Genomic DNA, 24,083 nt, shown 5'->3' on the forward strand with positions numbered 1-24,083 from the left:
TTCAGCCGCGGTAAGCGGCGGCCACCATCTGGTGGAAGTAGGCGATGCCGTGCTCGCTGATGCCGCTGCGCTGGCTGTCCGCCATGATGCGGCCCTGGCCGCGGTAGCCGCGAGATTGCAGCCCGCGCTGCACGCTTTCCACCAGCCGCAGGTCTTCGGGGCGGAATTCGTCGCGCGCCCAGCTGACGAAGCGGCGTTGCTCCTCGTTCAAATCCTGATTGAGAAAGAGAATGTCGTAATGCTGGACGGTGACGCCGGCGGATTCCGGAAACTCGTAGATTACCGTCATCGCCGCGTCGCCGGGCACCACATTGAACATCACGCCGGGCCACAGCCAGTAGCCGTTGAAGGCCTGGTTGGCGGCCTCGCCGTCAAAGGCGTAGCTGCTGTCGCTGGACTGGGCGGCGCCGCGCTGCAAGGTCCAGCGGCCGTGGAAGCTGTGGGTGTAGCCCTCGGTGGACACCGATTGCGAGAAGCTGGGGTGGGCCGGCGCGCAGTGGTAGCACTCCATATAGTTGTCGACGATGACTTTCCAGTTGGCCGGGGTGGTGGTGACCACGCGTTCGGCTACTTTCAAGTCCGCCACTTGCGGGCACACTTGCATGAAGTGCTCTTGCAGGCCGGCGTATTCGACGTCAATGTCCGGCGCGTCCGGGTCCATGTTGACGAAGACGAAGCCGCAGTATTCGGCCACCCGCAGCGGGCTCAGATGGTTTCCGGCCCGGTCGAAGTCCGCCACTTGTTCGCAGTTGCGCGCGTGCGCCAGCTGGCCGTCCAGCTTGAAGGCCCAGGCGTGGTAGGGACAGGTGATCACATTCTTGGCTTGGCCGCTGCCGCTCAGCAACTCGTGGCCGCGATGCGGACAGACGTTGTAGAAGGCGCGCAGCGCGCCGTCGCGGTCGCGCAGCAGCAGGATGTTTTCGCCTATCACCCGACGGGTGACGTAATCGTTGGGCCGGGCCAGCTCGCTGCCGTGGCACAGGCACAGCCAGGACTTGGCGAAGATCTGTTCTTTTTCGTACTGGAACACTTCGTCGGCGGTGTAGCAGCGCGCCGGCAGGGTGTGAGCACGGTCGATGTCGCTGCAGAAATCGGCGGGCAGTTGCGGCGCGGCGGGCGGGAACTGGACGGCGGCGTACTGTTGCATGGCGGGGCTCCTTACAAAAACCTGCGAGTGGGGGAGGGCTGTCGATGATTTAACGGCCTGCCGGCGGCGGCGGAGTGGATGGCGGCGACGCTTACTTTTCATTGCGCGACAATTTGGCATTGACGTGAACCGGGCGCTCGCGCTTATGCTGGGCTTTGAACTGGGAGGGAGGGCACGGTGGACGAATACCATTTTCTGTTATTGCCGGAGTTTTCCTTCATCGGCTTTGCCGCCTTGATGGAACCCTTCCGCATCGCCAACCGTTTTCAGCCCGGCGCCAGCCGCTGGCGATTGCTGTCCGTGGACGGCCAGGCGGTGGCGGCCAGCAACGGCATCGCGTTGATGGTGGACGGCGCGCTGGCGGAGGCCGGGCCGTGCACCTGTCTGTTCGTGGTCAGCAGCTTCCATCCGCTGCGCCATTACACGCCGGAGCTGGGCGCGGCGCTGCGACGGCTGGAGCGCGGGGGAGCGACCCTGGGGGCGATAGACACCGGCTGCTTCATCCTGGCCGAGGCCGGCCTGCTGCGCGGCGAAACGGTGACGCTGCACTGGGAAGCGATTCCGGCCTTCCGGGAACGCTACCCGCAGGTGACGGCCAGCCAGGAGCTGTTCCTGACCGAGAAGCGGCCCACCTCCGCCGGCGCGGTGGCCGGGCTGGACTTGGCGTTGGCCTTGCTGGCGCGACGCCACGGCCGCGAGCTGGCGCTGGCGGTGTCCGAACAACTGGTGCAGGGCCAGATGCGCAGCCCGTCCGAGCATCAGCGCCTGCAAGTGGCCAGCCGCTATCAGGTGCACAACAAGAAGCTGGCGCAGGCGATACGGCTGATGGAGGAGCAACTGGAGGACCCGTGGCCGCCGGAGGAGCTGGCCGCGCGCTGCGGCGCCACCCGCCGCCAGCTGGAGCGTTTGTTCCGCGCCCATCTCAAGGCCTCGCCGGCGGAGTTCTACCGCGCGCTGAGGCTGGACCGCGCCCGCTGGCTGCTGCGCCAGACGGAGCTAAGCGTGGTGGAGATCAGCGTGGCCTGCGGCTTTGAATCTCCGTCCTATTTTTCCCGCGCTTACCGCAAGCGTTTTGGGCGTAGTCCGAGGGAAGATCGCGAGGACCGCAGCGGCGCCTGAGGACCTGTTCTCCGCGGTTTCCACCTTGTCTCGCTCTTGCTCGCGAGACTTTGGACCGGTCCGGAGCGGGGGCATTGGCTGGCCGCGGACGGTATTATCGGGTACTGTTGAGGGTTTGGATTGGCGCGGGCGGCGCGCCTCCATAAAATGACAGGGCAAACCCCAAAATCGCCCTACGCTGGAGAAACCCGAAATGGCCATCATCCGTCAGGAAGACTTCGTGCAAAGCATTGCCGACGCCTTCCAGTTCATCAGCTATTACCACCCCAAAGATTATATCGACGCGCTGTACCAGGCGTATCTGAAGGAAGAGAGCCCGGCGGCCAAGGACGCCATGGCGCAGATCCTGATCAACAGCCGCATGTGCGCCGAAGGCAAGCGCCCGATCTGCCAGGATACCGGCATCGCCGTGGTGTTCCTGAAAGTGGGCATGAAGGTGCAGTGGGACGCCGAATTGTCGGTGCAGGAGATGGTGAACGAAGGCGTGCGCCGCGCTTACCTGAACCCGGACAACAAGCTGCGCGCCTCGGTGCTGCTGGATCCGGCCGGCAAGCGCCAGAACAGCAAGGACAATACCCCGGCGGTGGTGCATTTCGAGATCGTCGAAGGCGACGGCGTGGAAGTGACCTGTGCCGCCAAGGGCGGCGGCTCGGAGAACAAATCCAAGTTCTACGCGCTGAATCCGTCCGACTCCATCGTGGACTGGGTGCTGAAGACCGTGCCCACCATGGGCGCCGGCTGGTGTCCGCCGGGCATCCTCGGCATCGGCATCGGCGGCACGCCGGAGAAGGCGATGCTGCTGGCCAAGGAAAGCCTGATGAGCCATGTGGACATTCAGGATTTGAAAGCCAAGGCCGACAGCGGCGCGGAACTGAGCCGCGTGGAGCAACTGCGCCTGGAGCTGTTTGAAAAGGTCAACGCGCTGGGCATCGGCGCCCAGGGCCTGGGCGGCCTGACCACGGTCTTGGACGTGAAGATTCTGGATTACCCCACCCACGCGGCCAGCCTGCCGGTGGCGATGATCCCCAACTGCGCGGCCACCCGCCACGTGCACTTCCACCTGGACGGCAGCGGCCCGGCCGTGCTGGAAGCGCCCCGCCTGGAAGACTGGCCGGACATCACTTACGACAACTCCAACGGCAAGCGCGTCAACCTGGACGCCATCACCCCGGAAGAAGTGCAAAGCTGGCAGCCGGGCGACGTGCTGCTGCTCAACGGCAAGATACTCACCGGCCGCGACGCCGCGCACAAGCGCATGGTGGACATGCTGAACAAGGGCGAGAAGCTGCCGGTGGACTTCACCAACCGCTTCATCTACTACGTGGGCCCGGTGGATCCGGTGCGCGACGAAGTGGTGGGCCCGGCCGGCCCCACCACCGCCACCCGCATGGACAAGTTCACCCGCCAGATGCTGGAGCAAACCGGCTTGCTGGGCATGATAGGCAAGGCCGAGCGCGGCCCCATCGCGATTGAGGCGATCAAGGACAACAAGGCGGTCTATCTGATGGCCGTCGGCGGCTCCGCCTACCTGGTGTCCAAGGCGATCAAGGCGTCCAAGGTCGTGGCCTTCGAAGATCTGGGCATGGAAGCCATTTACGAGTTCGAGGTCAAGGACATGCCGGTGACGGTGGCGGTGGATTCCTGTGGGTCCAGCGTGCACAACACCGGCCCGGCCGAGTGGCGCGTGAAGATTGGCAAGATCCCGGTCATCCCGGTGTAAAGCCTGGATGAAAGAAACGGTCGCCTTCGGCGGCCGTTTTTGTTTGTGCCGCTGGCGCTTGAAAATGGTTTGATCCAGACCAAGGTCGGGCGGCGAACCGTCGCCTATGCTCGACGGCACACCCTTATTTTCCTGCCCGCATGCTGACCGAGTTTTCATTGATCCTGACTCTGTTGCAGCAGATGTGCGTTTACCTGGTGATCGCCTATCTGCTGTCCAAGACGCCGCTGTTCATCCCGCTGACCCAGGTCACCATCCGCCTGCCGCACAAGCTGGTGTGCTACCTGGTGTTCTCGGTGTTCTGCGTGATGGGCACTTACTTCGGCCTGCACATCGACGATTCCATCGCCAACACCCGCGCCACCGGCGCGGTGCTGGGCGGCATGCTGGGGGGGCCGTGGGTGGGATTGGCGGTGGGCTTCACCGGCGGGCTGCACCGCTATTCGCTGGGCGGCGTCACCGCCGGCGCTTGCATGGCGTCCACCATGGCGGAAGGCTTGCTGGGCGGGCTGGTGCATCTTTACTTCGTGCGGCGCGGCCAAGTGGGAAGGGTGTTCGACCCGTTGGCGGTGGCCGCGGTGGCGCTGCTGGCCGAATGCATGCAGATGTTGATCCTGCTGGCGGCGGTCAAGCCCTTCGCCGCGGCCTGGCATCTGGTGCGCAGCATCGCGCTGCCGATGATGATAGCCAACACTTTGGGCGCGGCGATGTTCATGCGCATCCTGCTGGACCGGCGCGCGCTGGCGGAGAAGTATTCCTCCGCCTTCTCCTCCAAGGCGCTGCAAATCGCCGCCCGCGCCGAGGGCGTGCTGCGCCATGGCTTCGACCGCGACAATTGCATGACCATGGCGCGCATCCTGTACGAGGAACTGGGCGTGGGCGCGGTGGCGCTGACCGACCGCGAGCGGCTGCTGGCCTTCATCGGCGCCGGCGCCGACCACCACTTGGCGGGCACGCCCATCACCTCGCCGCTGACCCAGCGCGCCATTGCCGACAATCAGGTGGTGTACGCGGACGGCAACGAGACGCCGTACCGCTGCTCCATCAGCCCGGCGTGCAAGCTGGGCTCCTCGCTGGTGATTCCCTTGCGCGGCGAGGACGAACGGGTGATTGGTACCATCAAGCTGTACGAGACGCGCAACAAACTGTTTTCCGGCATCAACCTGACCCTGGGCGAGGGCATTGCCCGGTTGCTGTCCAATCAGATTCTGCAAGGCAAGTACGAGCAGCAGAAACAGCTGCTGGCCCAAACCGAGATCAAGCTGCTGCACGCCCAGGTCAACCCGCATTTCCTGTTTAACGCGCTCAATACGCTGTCCGCGGTGATACGCCGCAACCCGGAGCATGCGCGCCAGCTGGTCCAATACCTGTCCACCTTTTTCCGCAAGAACCTGAAGCGCTCCAGCGAGATGGCCACGCTGGGCGACGAGATAGACCATGTCAGCGCCTATCTGCGCATTGAGGAGGCCCGCTTCGCCGGCCGGCTGCAAGTGGAGATCGAGGCGCCGGAGGCGGCGCGCCGGGCCGAGCTGCCGGCGTTTTCCCTGCAGCCGCTGGTGGAAAACGCAATCAAGCACGGCACTTCCCAACTGCTGGAGCCGGGGCGCATCCGCATCGCCGCCCGCTGCGACGCGCAAGGCCTGCGGGTGACGGTGGAGGACAACGCCGGGCTCTACCGCAAGCCGGAGCAGAGCGACGGCCTGGGCATGTCGCTGGTGGACCGCCGCATCCGCGCCCGTTACGGCGAGGCCTACGGGGTGGCGGTGGATTGCGCGCCGGAGCTTTACACCCGGGTTAGCCTGCTGCTGCCCTGCCGCTGTCCGCGGGCGGACGCCGAGCGCGCAGGAGCGGCGGCATGAGCGCGGCCGGCCTGCCCAGCGCGCTGCTGGTGGACGACGAACCGCTGGCGCGCGATGAGTTGCGTCAGCTGCTGCAAGCCGCCGGCGGCCTGGACATCGTCGGCGAGTGCGGCAACGCGGTGGAGGCCATTGCCTTCATCCATCGCCGCAAGCCGGACGTGGTGTTTCTGGATATCCAGATGCCGCGCATCAGCGGCCTGGAAATGCTGGCGATGCTGGACCCGGAGTCCATGCCGCAAGTGGTGTTCGTCACCGCCTACGACGCCTACGCGCTGCAGGCTTTCGAGGAACACGCCTGCGATTACCTGCTCAAGCCGGTGGACCCGGCGCGGCTGGCCAAGACTCTGGCGCGGCTGCGCCAGCGCGCCGCGCCGCCGCCGGCGGCGGTATGCGGCTTGGCGCCGTTAAGCCTGATTCCCTGCCAGGGCGTCAACCGCATCGTGCTGTGCCGGCTGGAAGAGGTGGCCTATGTCTGTTCCCGGCTTAGCGGCGTGTACGTGGTGGACGCCGCCGGTGTGGAACGCTTTACCGAGCTGACGCTGCGCACGCTGGAAGAGCGCACGGATTTGTTTCGCTGTCACCGGCAATACCTGGTGCGTTTGTCCGCGATCCGGGAAATCCTGTTCGGCGACAACGGCGTGGCCACCGTCTGCACGCTGGACGGCCACAGCTTGCCGGTCAGCCGCCGTTATCTGAAACCCTTGAAGGACGCATTGGGTATCGCGAGCTAGCGTCCACCCGTCCGAATGCGCCACGCAGCCGCCGCGGGTGTGCTACACCTCAGTCCAGGGGGAACATTCGATGGCAAAACAATTACTGCTATGCGCGGCTTGGGCGCTGGGCTGCGCGCCCGGCTTGCTCCTGGCCTGCAACGGCACGGCGACGCAGGACAGTTCGCCGGACGTCACCCGGCCGGATTTGCACGGCATTGCCGTCTTCCTGCCGCAATTGTTGGAAAACAATCAGACCAGCCCGTTCGCCGAACTCTTGAATGTGGTGGCCAGACATTACAAGGAAGGCAAGATCAGCTTCAGCATCGAACCGGTCAAGCGCGTGTACATGGATACCAGCGACAAGAACGCGGATTTCCGCTTTCCCATCATGAAGCTGCGCGAAGGCGCCGACGACGCCACGCCCTACCAGTTCACCAAGGAGATGCTGGGCAAGGTCACTTTCGTGCTTTACACCCACAAGAACAAACCATTGGACAGGGAGGACGTGCTGCGCATGGCCAATCTGGCCAAGTACGACATTGAAGCGCCGCCGGTGAACTGGGGCTTCCCCAGCAAGAGCGTGGTCAACCTGGAACTGTCGCTGAAAAAGCTGAACCTGGGCCGGGTGGACGGGGTGTTGTGGGCGCAAGAGGAGGCGGATTATCTGGTGCGCAAGTTCAAACTGAGCAATATCCATCGCGCCCGCTTCGACGACTACCCGGATGTGCTGTTTCTCAACTGCAACCGCCGTGGCGATTTTGTCCACCAAGCGCTGAATCGGGCCATACGCTCCGCGCGCGCCAGCGGAGAACTGCAGAAAGCCTACGTTAAGGTGCATAAGCCTTATCAGGATTGGCAGCCCTGAGCGCCGTTCGCTCCGCTCTGGCCACCGCTGGCAGCGCCATGTTGCCGCTGAGCCGGTTTTCGCCCCACGGAGGCCGCGCCCGCGCGTAAGTTCCGAGTGAGACTATCACCGGAGCTGACAAAAATGGATCACGCATTGACCTTCGTGATCGCCACTCTTTGCATACTTGCCATCTGCTACCGCCTGTACGGGGTGTTCTTCACGCGCAAGGTGTTGGGTGTCGATGATAGCGCCGTGACCCCGGCGCATGAATTACAGGACGGCAAGGACTATGTGCCCACCAGCAAGTGGGTGGCGTTTGGCGGCCACTTCGCCGCCATCGCGGCGGCTGGCCCGCTGGTGGGGCCGGTGCTGGCCGCCCAGTACGGCTATCTGCCCAGCATGTTGTGGTTGTTGATAGGCTGTGTGATCGGCGGCGCGGTGCACGACACCGTGGTGTTGTTCGCCTCGATGAAGCATCACGGCAAATCGCTGTCGGAAGTGGCCAAGACCGAACTGGGCCCCTGGGCCGGCTGGTGCACCGGCCTGGCCATGCTGTTCATCATCACCATCACCATGGCCGGCTTGTCCATGGTGGTGGTGCATGCGTTGGAGCGCAATCCCTGGGGCGCGTTCGCGGTGAGCATGACCATTCCCATCGCCATCGCCGTCGGCCTGTGGGAGCGCGTCACCGGCAACATGAAAAACGCCAGCTATGTCGGCGTCGCCGCCATCATGGCCTGTGTGTTCGCCGGCCCTTACATCCAGGGCACCGCGCTGGGCGAACTGCTGACGCTGAAGGCGTCCACCGTGTCCCTGCTGCTGCCCATCTATGCCTTCTTCGCCACCGCGCTGCCGGTGTGGATGCTGCTGACCCCGCGCGCCTGCCTGTCCAGTTTCATGAAGATCGGCGTATTTGGTCTGTTGGTGGTGGGCGTGGTGTTCATCAACCCGCAAATCCAGTTCCCCGCCGTCACCCAGTTCATCCACGGCGGCGGCCCGGTGCTGGCCGGCCCGGTATGGCCGTTCATCTCCATCACCATCGCCTGCGGCGCCATTTCCGGCTTCCACGCCTTCATCGGCTCCGGCACCACGCCCAAGCAGATAGACCGTTGGAGCGACATCCTGCCGGTGGGCTTTGGCGCGATGCTGGCTGAATGCGTGGTGGGGGTGATGGCGCTGATTGCCGCCACCGCGCTGCATCCTGCGGATTACTTCGCCATCAACTCCGCGCCGGATGTCTTCGCCAAGCTGGGCATGCAGGTGGTGAACCTGCCGCAGCTGTCCCAGGAAATCGGCCTGGACCTGTACGGCCGCACCGGCGGCGCGGTGACGCTGGCGGTGGGCATGGCGGACATCTTCACCCGCATTCCCTGGTTCCATAATCTGGCGTCCTATTTCTTCCAGTTCATGGTGATGTTCGAAGCGGTGTTCATTCTCACCGCCATTGATTCCGGCACCCGCGTCGCCCGTTATCTGATCCAGGATTTCGTTGGCGACGCCTGGGCGCCGCTCAAGCGCACCGACTGGATGCCCGGCGCCATCGGCGCGTCGGTGGTGGCCTGCTTGCTGTGGGGCTATCTGCTGAACTCCGGCGACATCAATTCGGTGTGGGCCTTGTTTGGCGTGTCCAATCAGCTGATGGCGTCCATCGGCCTGATCATCGGCGCCACCATCATCCTGCGGCTGTCGCACAAGCGCGCTTACATGATGACCTGCCTGGTGCCGTTGGCTTATCTCTACGTTACCGTCAATTACGCCGGCTACTGGATGATCAAGCATGTTTATCTGAACCCGGCGGCCAAGGGCTATAACCTGTTCAACGCCGCCATCTCCATCGCCATGCTGGCGCTGGGCCTGGTGATTCTGCTTTCCGCCTGCCGCAAGTGGATGGAGCTGCTGGCGCGGCCGGCGCCGGACGCGCGGCGCGAACTGGCCGCCACGGAAGCTTGAGCCGCTTGATCAAAATTGGGGTAAGACTTGGCCCGCTGGAAACAGCGGGCCTTTTTTACGCCAGGGCCGTGAGAGTCTGTTTAGGTTCTTGCGAGCAAGAGCGAGACTTTGAACAGGCCCAGAGAAAGCCAGAGGCGCTTTCCCAGGGCCTGATGGTGGTCATCGCTTGGTGATGTAGTCGGGCAGAGCGCTGATCTTCTTTTCGTAGTCCGGCACATTGATGGGCCGCACGCTGTTGTTGCCCTGAATCATCGACGGAATCGCCACCGCGTGTTCCGCCAGATCCCAGCCCAGAATGGTTTCATCCGCCTCGCCGGGGTCTTGCGGCCCGGTGATCGACTCATAACCCAAGAGGCTGTTCAAGGTGACGTTGCGGCCGAGCAAGCGGCTGATCTCCCTTAGCGCCGCGGTCTCGTCGCTGAGTGGCTGGCTGGTGCGGAACAGGCGGGAGAGGGCGGTTCTGGGCACGTAGACGCGCATCATGATGCCGGTGGCGCCGGAGTCGTTGTCCAGCGCGTAGCCGTAGGCGACGTTCGGATCTCCGGCGATGTAGAGGCCGCGCCAGATCGGCTGCAGATCCTGGGTGCGGCGGGTGATGCCGCCGGTGACGATGCTTGTGGCGGCGGCGCGGGAGCCGCCGTGATAGCCGGCGAAGACATAGCCCTGGTCCAGCAGCCGCTGATGGGTGGCCAGCAGGCGTTCCTGGCTCCAGTTGCCGGTGGTGCCGTTGGCGAGGAATTCCACCGGCTCGCCCGGCGCGAAGAAGCTTGAGCCGGGGTGGTACTCGCGGTTGACGTGAGCGCCGTCGGCGTTGTCGGCGGCGCAAGGCTCGCTGTCGGCCGGGCAAGTCAGGGACAGCACGTCCGCTCTTTGCGCGTCGTCGGCGCTGGCGCCGGCGTGGTTGGCGCGATAGGCGTTCAAACGAGCCTCCGCCTCGGCGAGGCCTTCACGGGCCAGTTCCGGCGTTTCGCGCACCGCAGTGCCCAATTGCTCCAGCGCCTCCGGATCTTGCGCGCCGCTGACCGGGCGGGAATGGATCAAGTCATCGACCACCTGGCGGAAGCGGTCGAAGGACAGCCGGGTGGCGATGTAGAGGCCGACAATGCTTTCCACTCGGTAGCCGCAAGCGGACAGTTCTTCCCAGCCCCTGGGCTGGCGGCTGCGGGCCAGGGATTCCAGCGGGATGCCGCAGACGCGGTGGGCGGACAGCGCGCCCAAGGCGTTTTCCTTGCTGAAGTGCACCCGGTGCTGGATGGGCGCTTTGGCCAGCGGTTTGAATTCATTGATCTGCGGCTTGCCGGCGACTACCTGGTACAGCTTGCCTTCCCAGGTCTTGTTCAACTGGCAGCGGTTTTGGGTGACGTAGTTGTAGATGGCGTCCAGCGGGTCCAGCCAGCACAGCAGGATGCCGCTATGCCATTCGCTCCAGCGCTTTTGGCGGTTGTGCTGCGTTGGCGCGGCGGTGTAACCCACCCCTGGCCAAGACAGGATGATGTCGTTCCTTGGATTGGCGGAGCTGAACGCCAGCTTGGCCTTGTCCGGCCATCGCGCCAGCGCGGCGTCGTCCAGGTCCACGCTGTACAGCGGCGAGTGATCGACGATCTTCTTATTGCTGTCCATGTCCATGATGAACAGCTTGATGCTGGTGGGCGCGTCTTTGCCGATGGGGACCACCCAATTCAGCGTGAACCATTCGGTACGGCGCTTATGCGTGAATTTTTTGACCTTGCCGTCCGGGGTGGCCAGTTCGATGGTCAAAGTGCCCGGCGCGTGGCCGGTACCCTGGCCGTCGTTGATCCGGACCTTGGCGAATTCGTCGATCTTGATGGTGGCGCTGTTGTTGGCGGCGGCGGCGAAGCGGTCTTGCACGAACATCGAGTAGTACAGCACGCCTTCGTCCGGCGACGGGGTGATTTGCAGCGGCAGCGAGGTACTGATGAATTTGCCTGGTTCAGCCGGCGAGAGAATGCAGTTGTCCGCGCATTGCTTGAAGATTTCGAAATCGGTTTTGATGACGGAACTGGCGGCCTGCTTGAAACTGGCGGTCTGAGCGGTTCCGGCGGCAAAGGGGCTGGCTTCGTCGGTTTCGCACGCGGACAATAAGGGAATCAGGCCCGCGGCAAGGGCAAGGCTTTTATACAATCGCATATGGCGCTCCTAAGTGATGGAATGAAGCGAGCGAGCCATTGTTATGATCATTTTTGTAAATGATTAAATTTTGTATTTACAGTATCTCGGTGTTTGTTTTTTGAGGTCAATTGTAAATACTCACAGCCATATGTCATTGATTTTGATTGTTAAATTGATATTTAGGAAAGTATTAAATAAAGATGGTTTTGTAAGAACTTTATTGTTGTTTCTATTGGCGTGATGGGTGGGTATTTAAATGTTTATGGCATTTTATTGGCAGCGGGTTTTATTGGGGCAGGGGTGGGAAATGGAATGGCGATGCGGTTTCAATAGGATCGCCTTGGCCTGAGGTAATGCGCCAGCGCGCCAACAATTTCCGCCTGCATGCCGCTGCGTTGACGCACGTGTAAATGGCCGGTGCCGGCGGGGTGTCTCTTCGCGGGCCGCCGGTTCCAAGATGACGCTCCGGCAATCAAAACCATTATCCGTGAAGCGGATTCAGTGGTTCTCTGCGAGTTTTTGTTAGCGGCTCTAAGCAATGATCCCTGTGTGTAAAGATTGTGAACCGGCCCTTAACGCATAAACCGCAGCGGCAGGCCCTGGCAGTCCGGCTGGATGCGGCCCTGGAACCAGGCCAACTGGCCGGAGACGATGGTGGCGCTGACCGCGTGGCGGAAGGCCAGATGCGGGAACGGGGTCCAGCCGCAGTGGGCCAGCAGGGCGTCGCGGCACACCGGACGCGGCGCGGGCAGGCGCGCCACCAGCGTCAGATCGGCCCAATAGCCTTCGCGCAGATAGCCGCGCTCGGCGATGGCGAAGCGCGTGGCCACCGCGTGGCTGGTCTTGTCCACCAATTGCGGCAGCGTCAGTTCGCCGTCGGCCACCAGTTCCAGCAGCGCCGGCAGCGCGTGCTGGACCAGCGGCAGTCCGGCCGGGGCCTGCGAGTAGGGCTGCTGTTTTTCCTCCCAGGCGTGCGGCGCGTGGTCGGTGCCGATCAGATCGATGCGGCCGTCGCGCAGCGCCTGGCGTAGCGCGTCGCGGTCGGCGCGGCTTTTGATCGCCGGATTGCATTTGATCAGGTGGCCCAGGCGGGCGTAGTCGCCGTCGTCCAGCAGCAGGTGGTGGACGCAGGCCTCGGCGGTGATGCGCTTGCCGCTGATGGGGCCAGGCTGGAACAACTCCAGTTCGCGCGCGCTGCTCAGGTGCAGCACGTGCAGCTGGCTGCCGTGACGCCGCGCCAGGTCTACCGCCAGCCGGCTGGATTGGTAGCAGGCTTCGGCGTCGCGGATCAGCGGGTGTTGGTCCGGCGGGATATCGTCGCCGAAGCGCAGCCGCCAGGCGGCTTCGCGCTCGCGGATGCGCGGCGTGTGTTCGCAGTGGGTGAGGATGGGCAGCGGGCAAGAGGCGAACAGCCGTTCCAGCGCGGCCGGGTCGTCCAGCAGCAGGTCGCCGGTGCTCGCGCCCATGAACACTTTGACGCCGGCGGCGCGGTTGGACGGCAGCGCGGCGATCAGGTCCAGATTGTGGCGGGTGGCGCCCAGATGGAAGCCGTAATTGGCCACCGAGTTGGCGGCGGCGCGGCTTTCCTTGTCCGTCAGCGCCTCCAGGCAGGTGGTGGCCGGCCGGGTGTTGGGCATGTCCATGAAGCTGGTGACGCCGCCGGCCACCGCGGCGCGGGATTCGCTGGCGATGCTGCCCTTGTGCGGCGCGCCGGGTTCGCGGAAGTGGACTTGGTCGTCGATCATGCCGGGCAACAGCCATTGGCCGGCGGCGTCGATATCGATGTCGCCGGGGCGGCCGGGCAGGCTGGCGCCTATGAGGCGGATGCGGCCGTTGCCGACGCGCAGGTCGGCTTCCCACTCGCGGCCGTCGCTGACCAGGCGGGCGTTGCGGATCAGGATGTCGTTCATTCAGAACTCGTTTTGCAGCGCTTTGTAGCCGCGTACCAGTTCGCTGTTGGCGCGCAGCACGTCTTCGGAAAATTCGGCGGCGGAAACGCTGGCCTTGGGCAGGTGCGCGGTGTCGCTGGCCGCGCCTATGCGTTCGGTGGAGGCCACGTAGCAGCCGGCCGGCAGTTCGCAGCCGTCCACCACCGCGTTGTGGCGCACCACGCAGCCGTCGCCGACGCGGCAGTTGAACAGCACGCTGTTGAAGCCGACGAAGACGCGTTCGCCCACGGCGCAGGGGCCGTGAATGATGGAGCGGTGGGCGATGGAGGTGTGCGCGCCTATGGTGACGGCGGCGCCGCCCTTGGAGTGGATGACCACGCCGTCCTGGATATTGGAGTGGGGGCCGATGACGATGGCTTCCATCTCGCCGTTGGCGTCCACTTCGTCGGCGCGGATCACCGCGTAGGGGCCGATGAAGACATTGTCGTGGACGATGATCTTGCCGCAGAGGATGGCGGTCTTGTCGACGTAGGCGGATTCGGCGATCAGCGGCAGGTGGCCGGAGGGGTTCTTGCGTATCATGCGCTGCTCTCTGAGGGGGTGTTCACGATCTACTGCGCTGTGGCGATACGGCGTTGAGAACATCTTCGAAATGCTCATGTACCGAATGTGCATTCCGCTTTCTCCGCTGTTCTCGCCTTGTCTCGCTCTTGCTCGCGAGATCGTGGATAGGTTATGAGAGTTGGCTGGCGGCCACGGCGTCGTGCGGGTGCAGGCTTTCCTGGTGGCGCACGTCGACCCGGCTCAGGCCGTGGCCGGCTAGCGCCGCTTGCAGCCGGCGCGCGGCGTCTTCCACATACATCAGGTTGGCGCCGTTGAGGGCGGCGAAGGCTTGTTCGTCGGCACGCTTAACCGCGGTTTGCACCGGGGTGGCCAGCGCCTGTTCGGCCAGGTCTATGCGGGCCGCCAAGTCCCAGCCGGTGGCATCGGCGGGGATGTCGAAGCGCAAGCGCGCCTGGCTGCGCTGGCTGTGCGGGGTGGCCAGGGTGGCGTGTTCCAGGAGCCAGGCGTGGACCGCGTCCGGCGTGGCCGCGCAGGCTTGTTGTAGGAAGGCGTCGGCGATCAGCCGGCGCGCCAGAGCGGCGGAGCAGGGGCAGGTGGAGGAGTAGGCGATTTCCACCTCGGCCCACAGCCGGCAGCCGTCGCCGTCCCGTTCCGCGCCCAGCGCGGCCGGGTAGGCTTTCCAGCCGGACAGGCCCGGCGTGGCCAGCGCCGGGCGCTGGCACAGCAGTTCGAAGCGGAATTCGGCGCGGGCGGCGTTGCTGCCGCAGTCAGCGTGGCTGTCCACCATTGCCTGCAACAGCCGGCTCAGGGCGGCCGGGCTGAGCGGCGCGGCGTCGGCGTGGGGTTGCAGCAAGCGGTAGAGCCGGGACATGTGGATGCCCTTGATCGTTGGCCGGGGCAGGTTGACTTGCACGCTGGCGCGGGCGGCGACACGGCCGTGGGCGGCGTCCGCCAGCCGCAGCGGCAGCGCGATGCCGTCCATGCCCACCCAGTTCAAGGGCAGTAGCGCGGCGGCGGCGCCGCTGCGCGCGATATCGGGCAGCGGGGCGTTCATGCGGCGTCCTCGGCGGCGGTTTCCAAGGGCGGGAACGGGTCCGGCAGCAGCGCCCAGGCGGCCGGGCCGGCGGCCATTTCGGCCTCGTCCAGCAGGCAGGCGTCCAGTTGCCGACGCAGTTCGGCTTCGTCCATGGCGATGCCGATCAACACCAGTTCCTGGCGCGCATCGCCGATCACGTCCTGCCAGTGGCTTTCGATCTGGCGCAGGCTGTCCTCGTCCTGCGGCCAGTATTCGCGCGGGGTGGCGGCCCACCACTGGCCGGCCAGTTCGTGGCGGCACACCGCGCCGGCCTGCGACCACAGCTGGGCGTGGGCAGGGCGGCTGGCCAGCCAGAAATAGCCCTTGGAGCGCAGCACGCCCGGCCATTCCCGTTGCGCCAGTTCGTGGAAGCGCTGCGGGTGGAAGGGGCGTCGAGCGCGGTAGACAAAGCTGGCGATGCCGTATTCCTCGGTTTCCGGCGTATGCTCGCCGCGCAGCTCGCTGAGCCAGCCGGGGGCGTCGGCGGCGGCGTCGAAGTCGAACAAGCCGGTGTTGAGCACCTCGTCCAGCGGCACCTGGCCGAAACAGGCTTCAACGATGCGGGCGCGGGGGTTGAGCTGGCGCAGAATGCCGGCCAGCCGCTCCTTGTCCGCAGCGTCGATCAGATCGGTCTTGTTGAGCACGATCACGTCGCAGAACTCCACTTGTTCAATCAACAGGTCCACCACCGTGCGCTCGTCGGCCTCGCCCAGCGATTCGCCGCGTTGTCGCAGATGATCGCGCGAGGCGTAGTCGCGCAGGAAGTGACAGGCGTCCACCACGGTGACCATGGTGTCCAGCCGCGCGGAGTCGGCTAGGCTGCGGCCTTGGTCGTCGGCGAAGGTGAAGGTTTCCGCCACCGGCAGCGGTTCGGCGATGCCGGTGGATTCAATCACCAGCTGGTCGAAGCGGCCTTCGCTCGCCAGCCGCGACACTTCCAGCAGCAGGTCTTCGCGCAGGGTGCAGCAGATGCAGCCATTGCTCATTTCCACCAGTTTTTCCTCAGTGCGCGACAGCGCGGCGCCGCCGTCGCGGACTAGGGCGGCGTCGATATTGACCTCGCTCATGTCGTTGACGATGACCGCCACGCGGCGGCCCTCGCGGTTGTTGAGGATGTGGTTGAGCAAGGTGGTCTTGCCGGCGCCGAGGAAGCCGGACAGCACGGTGACCGGTAGTCTGGTATCCGTGGAGGAAGCAGCGGCGGAGGAGGGGCTGGGCGTCATGGCATGGGTCCGATTAGATGATGGCGGTGCGGAAGGGGAGAGCGCTTGGCTTTCGTCATTTTTGTTATGTTATAACATTTTATTTTTCGATGGCAAGGGTCGAATGTCGGCACTAGTTCTTTCTGGCTAGTCCTTCTCGCCAAAGTACTAACCACGACTAGTGCCAATGCGCCGCCCGGCGTCGACCTTCGGCGAATGTCGGCGTTTGCCGGCGCGTTCTAAGCTTGCAATCAAGTGAAAAGGTCCGTTTCCCCCGGTGGCTGGAGCCGCCGGCCCGCATGGCGCGGACCCCGATATTTGGAGGCAAGATGAGTCACTTTCTCGACCGTTTGAATTTCCTGGGCAAGACCCGCTCCACCTTTGCCAATGGTCACGGCGCCGTCGTCAACGAGGATCGCGGTTGGGAAGACGCCTACCGCCAGCGCTGGCAGCACGACAAGGTGGTGCGTTCCACCCACGGCGTGAACTGCACCGGTTCCTGTAGCTGGAAGGTGTATGTGAAGAACGGCCTGATCACCTGGGAAACCCAGCAGACCGATTACCCGCGCACCCGGCCGGACCTGCCCAATCACGAACCGCGCGGCTGTCCGCGCGGCGCGTCCTACAGCTGGTACGTCTACTCCGCCCAGCGCGTCAAATATCCGATGATCCGCGGCCGGCTGGCCAAGCTGTGGCGCGAAGCGCGCCAGACCCTGAGCCCGGTTGAGGCTTGGGAAAAGATCAGTCAGACGCCGGAACTGGCCAAGCAGTACAAATCCAAGCGCGGCCAGGGTGGTTTCGTGCGCGCCAGCTGGGACGAGGCCAATGAGATCGTGGCCGCCGCCAACGCCTTCACCATCAAGAAATTCGGCCCGGACCGCGTGGTGGGCTTCTCGCCGATTCCGGCGATGTCCATGGTGTCCTACGCCGCCGGCAGCCGCTACCTCAGCCTGATCGGCGGGGTGCCGCTGTCCTTCTACGACTGGTACTGCGATTTGCCGCCGGCCAGCCCGCAAACCTGGGGCGAGCAGACCGACGTGGCCGAGTCCGCGGACTGGTACAACTCCACTTATCTGATGGTGTGGGGCTCCAATGTGCCGATGACGCGCACCCCGGACGCCCATTTCTATACCGAGGTGCGCTACAAGGGCACCAAAACGGTGGCGGTGTCCAGCGACTTTGGCGAAATGGCCAAGTTCGGCGACATCTGGATGGCGCCCAAGCAGGGCACCGACGCCGCGCTGGCAATGGCGATGGGTCATGTGATCTTCAAGGAATTCCACCTCGATAATCCATCCGGCTACTTCACCGACTACATCCGCCGCTACACCGACATGCCGATGCTGGTGGCCCTGAAGCCAGACGGAGAGCGTTACCTCCCGGACTACTTCCTGCGCGCCTCCCATCTGGAGGGCAGCCTGGGCGAGGACAATAACCCGGACTGGAAAACCCTGCTGATCGACGAGGCCAGCGGCGACATCGTCGCGCCCAACGGTTCCATCGGCTTTCGCTGGGGCCAGGCCGAGGGCAAGACCGGCAAGTGGAACCTGGAGCAGAAGGATGGCGGCAACGGCCGCGAGGTATCCGCCAAGCTGTCGCTGATCAAGGACGGCGACGCGGTAGTCGGCGTGGGCTTCCCTTATTTCGGCGCCGAGCACGATGAACTGCTGACCCGCAATGTGCCGGCCAAGCGCATCCGTTTGGCCGACGGCAGCGAAACCCTGGTGGCCACGGTGTTCGACCTGATGGCGGCCAACTACGGCATAGACCGCGGGCTGGGCGGCGGCAACGTCGCCGTCGACTACATGGACGACGTGCCCTACACCCCGGCCTGGCAGCAAAAACACACCGGCGTGAAACCGGAGCTGGTGATCCAGGTGGCGCGCGAGTTCGCGCAAAACGCGGATCAGACCCAGGGCAAGTCCATGGTCATTGTCGGCGCGGCGCTGAACCACTGGTACCACATGGACATGACCTACCGCGGCATCATCAATATGTTGATGCTGTGCGGCTGCATCGGCCAGTCCGGCGGCGGCTGGTGCCACTACGTGGGCCAGGAAAAACTGCGCCCGCAAACCGGCTGGGCGCCGCTGGCCTTCGCCGGCGACTGGAACCGCCCGGCGCGGCAGATGAACGGCACCAGCTTCTTCTACGCCCATACCAGCCAGTGGCGGCATGAAAAACTGGGCGTGGGCGAAATCCTTGCGCCCACCGCCGACGGCAGCATGGCGGGCATGGCGCTGATCGATTACAACGCCAAGGCCGAACGCATGGGCTGGCTACCGTCCGCGCCGCAGCTGTCAGCCAATCCGCTGGATGTGACCCGCGCCGCGGCCGCCGCCGGCCAGGACGCCGCCGCCTACGTGGTGGACGGCCTCAAGTCCGGCAAGCTGGACCTGGCCTGCAACGACCCGGACAACCCGCAGAACTTCCCGCGCAATATGTTTGTGTGGCGCTCCAACATCCTGGGCAGCTCCGGCAAGGGGCACGAATACTTCCTCAAATACCTGCTGGGCACCCAGAACGCGGTGCTGAATTCGGAAGACGACTGCATCAAGCCCACCGAGATCACCATGCGCCCGGCGGCGGAAGGCAAGCTGGACCTGCTGGTGGTGCTGGACTTCCGCATGTCCACCACTTGTCTGTACGGCGATGTGGTGCTGCCCACCGCCACCTGGTACGAAAAGGACGATCTCAACACCTCGGACATGCACCCCTTCATCCACCCGCTGTCCGAAGCGGTGCAGCCGCTGTGGCAGTCCCGCACCGACTGGGAAATCTACAAGGGCTTCGCCAAGAAGCTATCCGAGATTGGCAAGGACTACCTGGGCGTGCAAAAGGATCTGGTGCTGACCCCGCTGATGCACGACACCCCGGAAGAACTGGGCCAGCCCTTCGACCCCAAGGATTGGAAAAAAGGCGAGTGCGAGCCGGTGCCGGGCAAGACCATGCCCAAGATGACGGTGGTGGAGCGCGACTACGGCGCGATCTACGACAAGTTCACCACCATCGGTCCCTTGCTGGAAAAAGCCGGCAACGGCGGCAAGGGCATCAACTGGAAAACCGGCCATGAAGTGGACATCCTGCGCGGCCTGAACCAGGTGGCGAGCCAGGGCGCCGGCAAGGGCCAGCCCAAGCTGGAAACCGCCATCGACGCCGCCGAGATGATTCTGACTCTGGCGCCGGAAACCAACGGCCACGTGGCGGTGAAGGCCTGGGACGCGCTGTCCAAGATCACCGGGCGCGACCACACCCATCTGGCCAAGCCGCGCGAGCACGACAGCATCCGCTTCCGCGACGTGCAGGCGCAGCCGCGCAAGATCATTTCCTCGCCCACCTGGTCCGGCCTGGAAAGCGAAGAGGTCAGCTACAACGCCGGCTACACCAATGTGCACGAGCTGATTCCCTGGCGCACCATCACCGGCCGTCAGCAGTTCTATCAGGATCACCAGTGGATGCGCGCCTTCGGCGAAGGCCTGTGCGTGTACAAGCCGGCGGTGGACCTGAAAACCACCCAGGCGGTGCTGGGCAAGCACGGCAACGGAAACCACGAACTGGTGCTGAACTTCCTGACGCCGCACCAGAAATGGGGCATCCACAGCACGTATTCCGACAACCTGCGCATGCTGACGCTGAGCCGCGGCGGCCCGCACGTATGGCTGTCCGAGGACGACGCCAAGAAGGCCGGCATCGTGGACAACGACTGGATCGAGGTGTTCAACGTCAACGGCACGCTGACCGCCCGCGCCGTGGTGTCGCAGCGGGTGCCGCAGGGCATGACGCTGATGTACCACGCCCAGGAGAAGATCGTGAACGTGCCGGGCGCGGAAGTGTCCGGCAAGCGCGGCGGCATCCACAACTCGGTAACCCGCGCGGTGACCAAGCCCACCCACATGATAGGCGGCTACGCGCAGCTGTCCTGGGGCTTCAACTACTACGGCACCGTGGGCGCCAACCGCGACGAATTCGTGGTGGTGCGCAAGATGAACACAGTGGACTGGATGGATAGTCCGGCAGGAGAGCAACAATGAAAATCCGCGCTCAAATCGGCATGGTGTTGAATCTGGACAAGTGCATTGGCTGTCACACTTGTTCGGTCACCTGCAAGAACGTCTGGACCAGCCGCGACGGCATTGAATACGCCTGGTTCAACAACGTGGAAACCAAGCCCGGCATCGGCTACCCCAAGGAATGGGAAAACCAGGAAAAGTGGAAGGGCGGCTGGGTGCGCAAGCCCAACGGCAAGCTGGAGCCGCGTCAGGGCGGCCGGCTGAAAATCCTGGGCAATCTCTTCGCCAACCCCAATATGCCGGCGATTGACGATTACTACGAGCCGTTCACCTACGACTACGAACACCTGCAGAACGCGCCGGAAATGCAGACCCCGCCCACCGCGCGGCCGGTGTCGGTGCTGACCGGCAAGAAGATGGACAAGATCGAATGGGGCCCGAACTGGGAGGACGACCTGGGCGGCGAATTCGCCAAGCGCAGCAAGGACGCTCTGTTCGAAGGCATCCAGAAGGAGATGTACTCGGCCTTCGAGAACACCTTCATGATGTATCTGCCGCGGCTGTGCGAGCACTGTCTGAACCCGGCCTGCGTCGCGTCCTGTCCGTCCGGCTCCATCTATAAGCGCGAAGACGACGGCATCGTGCTGATCGATCAGGACAAATGCCGCGGCTGGCGCATGTGCGTGTCCGGCTGCCCGTACAAGAAGATCTATTACAACTGGACCTCCGGCAAGGCCGAGAAATGCACCTTCTGCTACCCGCGCATCGAGGGCGGCCAGCCGACGGTGTGCTCGGAAACCTGCGTTGGCCGCATCCGCTATCTGGGCGTGCTCTTGTACGACGCCGACAAGATAGACGAAGCCGCCGCGGTGGAAGACCCGAAGAGCCTGTACGAGGCGCAGCTGGGCGTGTTCCTGGACCCGAACGCGCCGGAAGTGATCGCCGAAGCGCAGAAACAGGGCATTCCGCAAAGCTGGCTGGACGCCGCGCGGCGCTCCCCGGTTTACAAGATGGCGATGGAGTGGAAAGTGGCTTTCCCGCTGCACCCGGAATACCGGACCCTGCCGATGGTGTGGTACATCCCGCCGTTGTCGCCCATCCAGTCCGCGATGGAAAACGGCCTGATCGGCGAGAACGGCATCATCCCGGACGTCAAGGATCTGCGCATCCCCATCCAGTACCTGGCCAATCTGCTGACGGCAGGCAAGGAAGAGCCGGTGGTGAAAGCGCTGGAAACCATGGTGGCGATGCGGCGCTATATGCGCAAGAAGAGTGTGGAGAAGGTGTCCGACGCCGCCACCCTCAAGGGCACCCATTTGAATCCGGCCCAGGTGGAGGAAATGTACCAGGTGATGGCCATCGCCAATTACGAAGACCGCTTCGTGATTCCGTCCAGCCACAAGGAACTGGTGGAAAACACTTTCGAGGACAAGGTGTCCTGCGGCTTCACCTTCGGCAACGGCTGCTCCGGCGGCGAGTCCGACGCCAGCTTGTTCGGCAAGAAGAAAGCCACCCCCATTGTGTTCCACGACATGCGGCGCGACCGCAAGTCCAATTCCGGTCAGTGAGGGAGAACGCCATGCGTATCTATCAAGCCTTATCGGCGCTGCTGTGCTACCCGGAGCCGGACCTGGTCGCGGCGGTGGACGACATCCGCGTCGAAGTCGCGGCGGAGCCGCGCATCGCCCGGCTGCTGGAGCCGCTGCTGCTGTCCTTGGAAGGCGAGGATCTGATCACCCTGCAAGAACGCTATGTGCAGACCTTCGACCGCAACCCCAGCCATTCGCTGCATCTGTTCGAGCACATCCACGGCGAGGACCGCGCCCGCGGTCAGGCCATGGTGGACCTGCTGGCGGAATACCAGGCCCAGGGCTTCGAGCCGGCGGGCAACGAGCTGCCGGACTATCTGCCGCTGTTTCTCGAGTTCCTGGCGCAGTGCCAGCCGGAAGAGGCCACCCGGCTGCTTTCGGACGCGGTGCACGTGATCGCCCATGTGGCCGGCAAGCTGGCCGACAGTCACTCCCACTACGCCGGCGTGCTGCAGAGCCTGGTGCTGCTGTCGCCGGTGACGCCGGAGGCGCTGACCGTGCCGCCGGTGCGCGACATGGACGAGATGCTGGAGACCTTCGGCCCCGGCGCCGACGGCGTGGAGCCGCTGCTGAAGCCGGCGCGGCCGGCCATCGCCCCGGTGAATTTTTACCCGCAGCGGCCGCAGGGCTGAATCCCGCTGCCAGGAGAGCAACATGAACTATCTGCACCAATTCGTATTCGGCATCTACCCCTACATCGCGCTGGCGGTGTTCCTGCTGGGCAGCCTGATCCGCTTTGACCGCGAGCAATACAGCTGGAAGAGCGAATCCTCGCAGCTGCTGTATCGCGGTCAGTTGCGGCTGGGCAACATCCTGTTCCATCTCGGCATCATCGGCCTGTTCTTCGGCCATTTGGTGGGGCTGCTGACCCCGGTGGCGGTGTGGGACGCGCTGGGCGTCAGCCACAGCTTCAAGCAAGTGTTCGCGATGACGGCCGGCGGCATCATGGGCGGCCTGTGCCTGATTGGCATTCTGATTCTGCTGCACCGCCGCTTCACCTGCGACAGGCTGGCGGCCAACACCACCTGGCGCGACAAGCTGGTGTTGCTGTGGATTCTGGCCACCTTGTTGTTGGGTCTCAGCACCATCGCGGTGTCGGCGCAGCACCTGGACGGCCACGAGATGGTGTTGCTGATGAGCTGGGCTCAGCACATCGTCACTCTGCGAGGCGACGCGGCCTTCTTCATCGTCGACGCCTCGCCGGTGTTCAAGGCGCACTTGTTCATGGGCATGAGCTTGTTCGTGATCTTCCCGTTCACCCGTCTGGTGCACGTGTGGAGCGGCTTCGGCGCGGTGACGTATCTGGGCCGGGCCTGGCAGCTGGTGCGGCCGCGGGGTTGATCCGGCTGGCTTGCCAGAATTTGCATGGCGATGCGGCGGAGTCCAAGGGGGCTTCGCCGTTTTTCATGCCGTCCGGCTACATATAAACTTGATAAGTTGTGAAGCGATAACAAGAGCGAACAATTCCTAACAATTCGAAACAGCCCGTTGTCAACCAAACGGTTAAGCTGGGCCATCTGTTTAAATTCGGGAGTTAGCCGCATGAAACGCGCACTTGTCATCTTTTCGCTGAGCCTGGCCGGACTGGCCTCCACCGCCATGGCGGACACCTCCACCATCGTCGGCGGCGCGCTGGGCGGCGCGGCCGGCGCGGCAGTGGGCGAAGCGGTGGGCGGCCGCAACGGCGCCATCATCGGCGGCGCGGTGGGCGGCGCTTCCGGCGCGGCCATCGGCCACGACTACGGCAAGCCGGCGGCGTCGGAACGCCGCGACGACGATGGCCGCCGCTATCGCAAGCACCGTCATCGTCACCACCACGACAAGGGCTATTTCTGCCCGCCGGGACAGGCCAAGAAAGGCCGCTGCTGAGTGTCCCGTCGACCATAGCCATTAGTCACATTGTCGTATTCAGCATGGGCCGGGCTTGATCTATATTGATGGGTGTTGGTTTCCATCGTCATGGAAAATCAAGAGAAACAGTCGATAGAGATCGGGACCCGCCATGCTGTCCAGGCCTTGATCTGAGAACCGGTTTACGATTGACTGCACTTCGGCGATACGGCGCTGAAAAAACCTCAGAATGCTCATGTACCGCATGCACATTCCGCTTCTTCCGTTGTTTCGGCCTTGTCTCGCTTTTGCTCGCGAGATCGTAAACCTCTTCCGCTCCTCGGGCTTCAATTCAGCCGACTGGCCCCTAGTTACAAGTGACTAGGGGCCTGCGTGCTTTGGTTGGACTGCGAAAAGTTGGTCTAGCTAGTAAAATTGA

17 protein-coding genes are annotated in these 24,083 nt (G+C 64.0%); 11 read left to right on the top strand and 6 right to left on the bottom strand.

Annotated features, from left to right (window positions below; genetic code table 11):
* Position 1 precedes the first annotated feature (1 nt).
* A complete protein-coding gene (locus ACUXV1_RS10955) occupies positions 2 to 1,147 on the bottom strand; it encodes an aromatic ring-hydroxylating oxygenase subunit alpha (RefSeq protein WP_052370372.1) in 1,146 nt (381 codons plus the stop codon).
* 177 nt (positions 1,148 to 1,324) lie between these two features.
* Between ACUXV1_RS10955 and ACUXV1_RS10960 the strand changes: the two genes are divergently transcribed.
* From ACUXV1_RS10960 to ACUXV1_RS10985, 6 genes are all read left to right on the top strand, one after another.
* Positions 1,325 to 2,266: a GlxA family transcriptional regulator gene (locus ACUXV1_RS10960; protein WP_240314972.1), complete on the top strand. Its 942-nt coding sequence runs from the start codon at positions 1,325 to 1,327 to the stop codon at positions 2,264 to 2,266.
* 193 nt (positions 2,267 to 2,459) lie between these two features.
* Positions 2,460 to 3,986, top strand: coding sequence for a fumarate hydratase (locus ACUXV1_RS10965; RefSeq protein ID WP_081556625.1), 1,527 nt, complete (start codon positions 2,460 to 2,462; stop codon positions 3,984 to 3,986).
* Between the two features lie 158 nt (positions 3,987 to 4,144).
* Positions 4,145 to 5,845: a sensor histidine kinase gene (locus tag ACUXV1_RS10970; protein WP_279625728.1), complete on the top strand. Its 1,701-nt coding sequence runs from the start codon at positions 4,145 to 4,147 to the stop codon at positions 5,843 to 5,845.
* Positions 5,842 to 6,576 (top strand): two-component system response regulator BtsR, encoded by a 735-nt coding sequence (gene btsR, locus ACUXV1_RS10975; RefSeq protein WP_240314973.1) that lies wholly within the window; start codon positions 5,842 to 5,844, stop codon positions 6,574 to 6,576. Before ACUXV1_RS10970 ends, btsR begins: the two co-directional genes overlap by 4 nt.
* A gap of 70 nt (positions 6,577 to 6,646) precedes the next feature.
* On the top strand, positions 6,647 to 7,423 hold the full coding sequence (locus ACUXV1_RS10980) for a hypothetical protein (RefSeq protein ID WP_081556627.1): 777 nt from the start codon (positions 6,647 to 6,649) through the stop codon (positions 7,421 to 7,423).
* A 123-nt stretch (positions 7,424 to 7,546) separates the two neighbouring features.
* A complete protein-coding gene (locus ACUXV1_RS10985; protein WP_043634136.1) occupies positions 7,547 to 9,355 on the top strand; it encodes a carbon starvation CstA family protein in 1,809 nt (602 codons plus the stop codon).
* 159 nt (positions 9,356 to 9,514) lie between these two features.
* Here ACUXV1_RS10985 and ACUXV1_RS10990 read toward each other — a convergent pair whose 3' ends face one another.
* The 5 genes from ACUXV1_RS10990 to zigA all read right to left on the bottom strand — a co-directional run bounded on the left by ACUXV1_RS10990 (position 9,515) and on the right by zigA (position 16,236).
* Positions 9,515 to 11,503, bottom strand: a complete 1,989-nt coding sequence (locus ACUXV1_RS10990) for an exotoxin A binding domain-containing protein (protein WP_114153068.1) — start codon at positions 11,501 to 11,503, stop codon at positions 9,515 to 9,517.
* Positions 11,504 to 12,057: 554 nt separating this feature from the next.
* Positions 12,058 to 13,395, bottom strand: coding sequence for a dihydroorotase (locus tag ACUXV1_RS10995; RefSeq protein WP_446015406.1), 1,338 nt, complete (start codon positions 13,393 to 13,395; stop codon positions 12,058 to 12,060).
* Positions 13,396 to 13,956 carry a carbonate dehydratase gene (locus ACUXV1_RS11000; protein ID WP_043634131.1) on the bottom strand — a complete coding sequence of 187 codons (561 nt, stop codon included), beginning with the start codon at positions 13,954 to 13,956 and terminating at the stop codon, positions 13,396 to 13,398.
* Positions 13,957 to 14,107: 151 nt separating this feature from the next.
* Positions 14,108 to 14,992 (bottom strand): GTP cyclohydrolase FolE2, encoded by an 885-nt coding sequence (gene folE2, locus ACUXV1_RS11005; protein WP_446015407.1) that lies wholly within the window; start codon positions 14,990 to 14,992, stop codon positions 14,108 to 14,110.
* A complete protein-coding gene (zigA, locus tag ACUXV1_RS11010; RefSeq protein ID WP_194426780.1) occupies positions 14,989 to 16,236 on the bottom strand; it encodes a zinc metallochaperone GTPase ZigA in 1,248 nt (415 codons plus the stop codon). Before zigA ends, folE2 begins: the two co-directional genes overlap by 4 nt.
* Positions 16,237 to 16,544: 308 nt before the next feature.
* Between zigA and ACUXV1_RS11015 the strand changes: the two genes are divergently transcribed.
* The 5 genes from ACUXV1_RS11015 to ACUXV1_RS11035 all read left to right on the top strand — a co-directional run bounded on the left by ACUXV1_RS11015 (position 16,545) and on the right by ACUXV1_RS11035 (position 23,683).
* Positions 16,545 to 20,246: a nitrate reductase subunit alpha gene (locus tag ACUXV1_RS11015; protein WP_194426779.1), complete on the top strand. Its 3,702-nt coding sequence runs from the start codon at positions 16,545 to 16,547 to the stop codon at positions 20,244 to 20,246.
* Positions 20,243 to 21,793, top strand: a complete 1,551-nt coding sequence (gene narH / locus ACUXV1_RS11020) for a nitrate reductase subunit beta (protein ID WP_446015408.1) — start codon at positions 20,243 to 20,245, stop codon at positions 21,791 to 21,793. The genes ACUXV1_RS11015 and narH overlap by 4 nt, the downstream gene beginning before the upstream one ends.
* An 11-nt stretch (positions 21,794 to 21,804) precedes the next feature.
* Positions 21,805 to 22,446 (top strand): nitrate reductase molybdenum cofactor assembly chaperone, encoded by a 642-nt coding sequence (gene narJ, locus ACUXV1_RS11025; protein ID WP_446015409.1) that lies wholly within the window; start codon positions 21,805 to 21,807, stop codon positions 22,444 to 22,446.
* A gap of 22 nt (positions 22,447 to 22,468) precedes the next feature.
* Positions 22,469 to 23,155: a respiratory nitrate reductase subunit gamma gene (gene narI, locus ACUXV1_RS11030; protein ID WP_019102299.1), complete on the top strand. Its 687-nt coding sequence runs from the start codon at positions 22,469 to 22,471 to the stop codon at positions 23,153 to 23,155.
* Positions 23,156 to 23,356: 201 nt separating this feature from the next.
* On the top strand, positions 23,357 to 23,683 hold the full coding sequence (locus ACUXV1_RS11035; RefSeq protein WP_043634110.1) for a glycine zipper domain-containing protein: 327 nt from the start codon (positions 23,357 to 23,359) through the stop codon (positions 23,681 to 23,683).
* The last annotated feature ends 400 nt before the right edge of the window (positions 23,684 to 24,083 follow it).

The sequence above is a fragment of the Chromobacterium sp. W521 genome (assembly GCF_052805975.1).

Coding starts and splice junctions, on each gene's coding strand:
- ACUXV1_RS10955 (WP_052370372.1), bottom strand. CDS start 1,147: ATGCAACAGTACGCCGCCGTCCAGTTCCCGCCCGCCGCGCCGCAACTG.
- ACUXV1_RS10965 (WP_081556625.1), top strand. CDS start 2,460: ATGGCCATCATCCGTCAGGAAGACTTCGTGCAAAGCATTGCCGACGCC.
- btsR (WP_240314973.1), top strand. CDS start 5,842: ATGAGCGCGGCCGGCCTGCCCAGCGCGCTGCTGGTGGACGACGAACCG.
- ACUXV1_RS10980 (WP_081556627.1), top strand. CDS start 6,647: ATGGCAAAACAATTACTGCTATGCGCGGCTTGGGCGCTGGGCTGCGCG.
- ACUXV1_RS10985 (WP_043634136.1), top strand. CDS start 7,547: ATGGATCACGCATTGACCTTCGTGATCGCCACTCTTTGCATACTTGCC.
- ACUXV1_RS10990 (WP_114153068.1), bottom strand. CDS start 11,503: ATGCGATTGTATAAAAGCCTTGCCCTTGCCGCGGGCCTGATTCCCTTA.
- ACUXV1_RS10995 (WP_446015406.1), bottom strand. CDS start 13,395: ATGAACGACATCCTGATCCGCAACGCCCGCCTGGTCAGCGACGGCCGC.
- ACUXV1_RS11000 (WP_043634131.1), bottom strand. CDS start 13,956: ATGATACGCAAGAACCCCTCCGGCCACCTGCCGCTGATCGCCGAATCC.
- folE2 (WP_446015407.1), bottom strand. CDS start 14,992: ATGAACGCCCCGCTGCCCGATATCGCGCGCAGCGGCGCCGCCGCCGCG.
- zigA (WP_194426780.1), bottom strand. CDS start 16,236: ATGACGCCCAGCCCCTCCTCCGCCGCTGCTTCCTCCACGGATACCAGA.
- ACUXV1_RS11015 (WP_194426779.1), top strand. CDS start 16,545: ATGAGTCACTTTCTCGACCGTTTGAATTTCCTGGGCAAGACCCGCTCC.
- narH (WP_446015408.1), top strand. CDS start 20,243: ATGAAAATCCGCGCTCAAATCGGCATGGTGTTGAATCTGGACAAGTGC.
- narJ (WP_446015409.1), top strand. CDS start 21,805: ATGCGTATCTATCAAGCCTTATCGGCGCTGCTGTGCTACCCGGAGCCG.
- narI (WP_019102299.1), top strand. CDS start 22,469: ATGAACTATCTGCACCAATTCGTATTCGGCATCTACCCCTACATCGCG.
- ACUXV1_RS11035 (WP_043634110.1), top strand. CDS start 23,357: ATGAAACGCGCACTTGTCATCTTTTCGCTGAGCCTGGCCGGACTGGCC.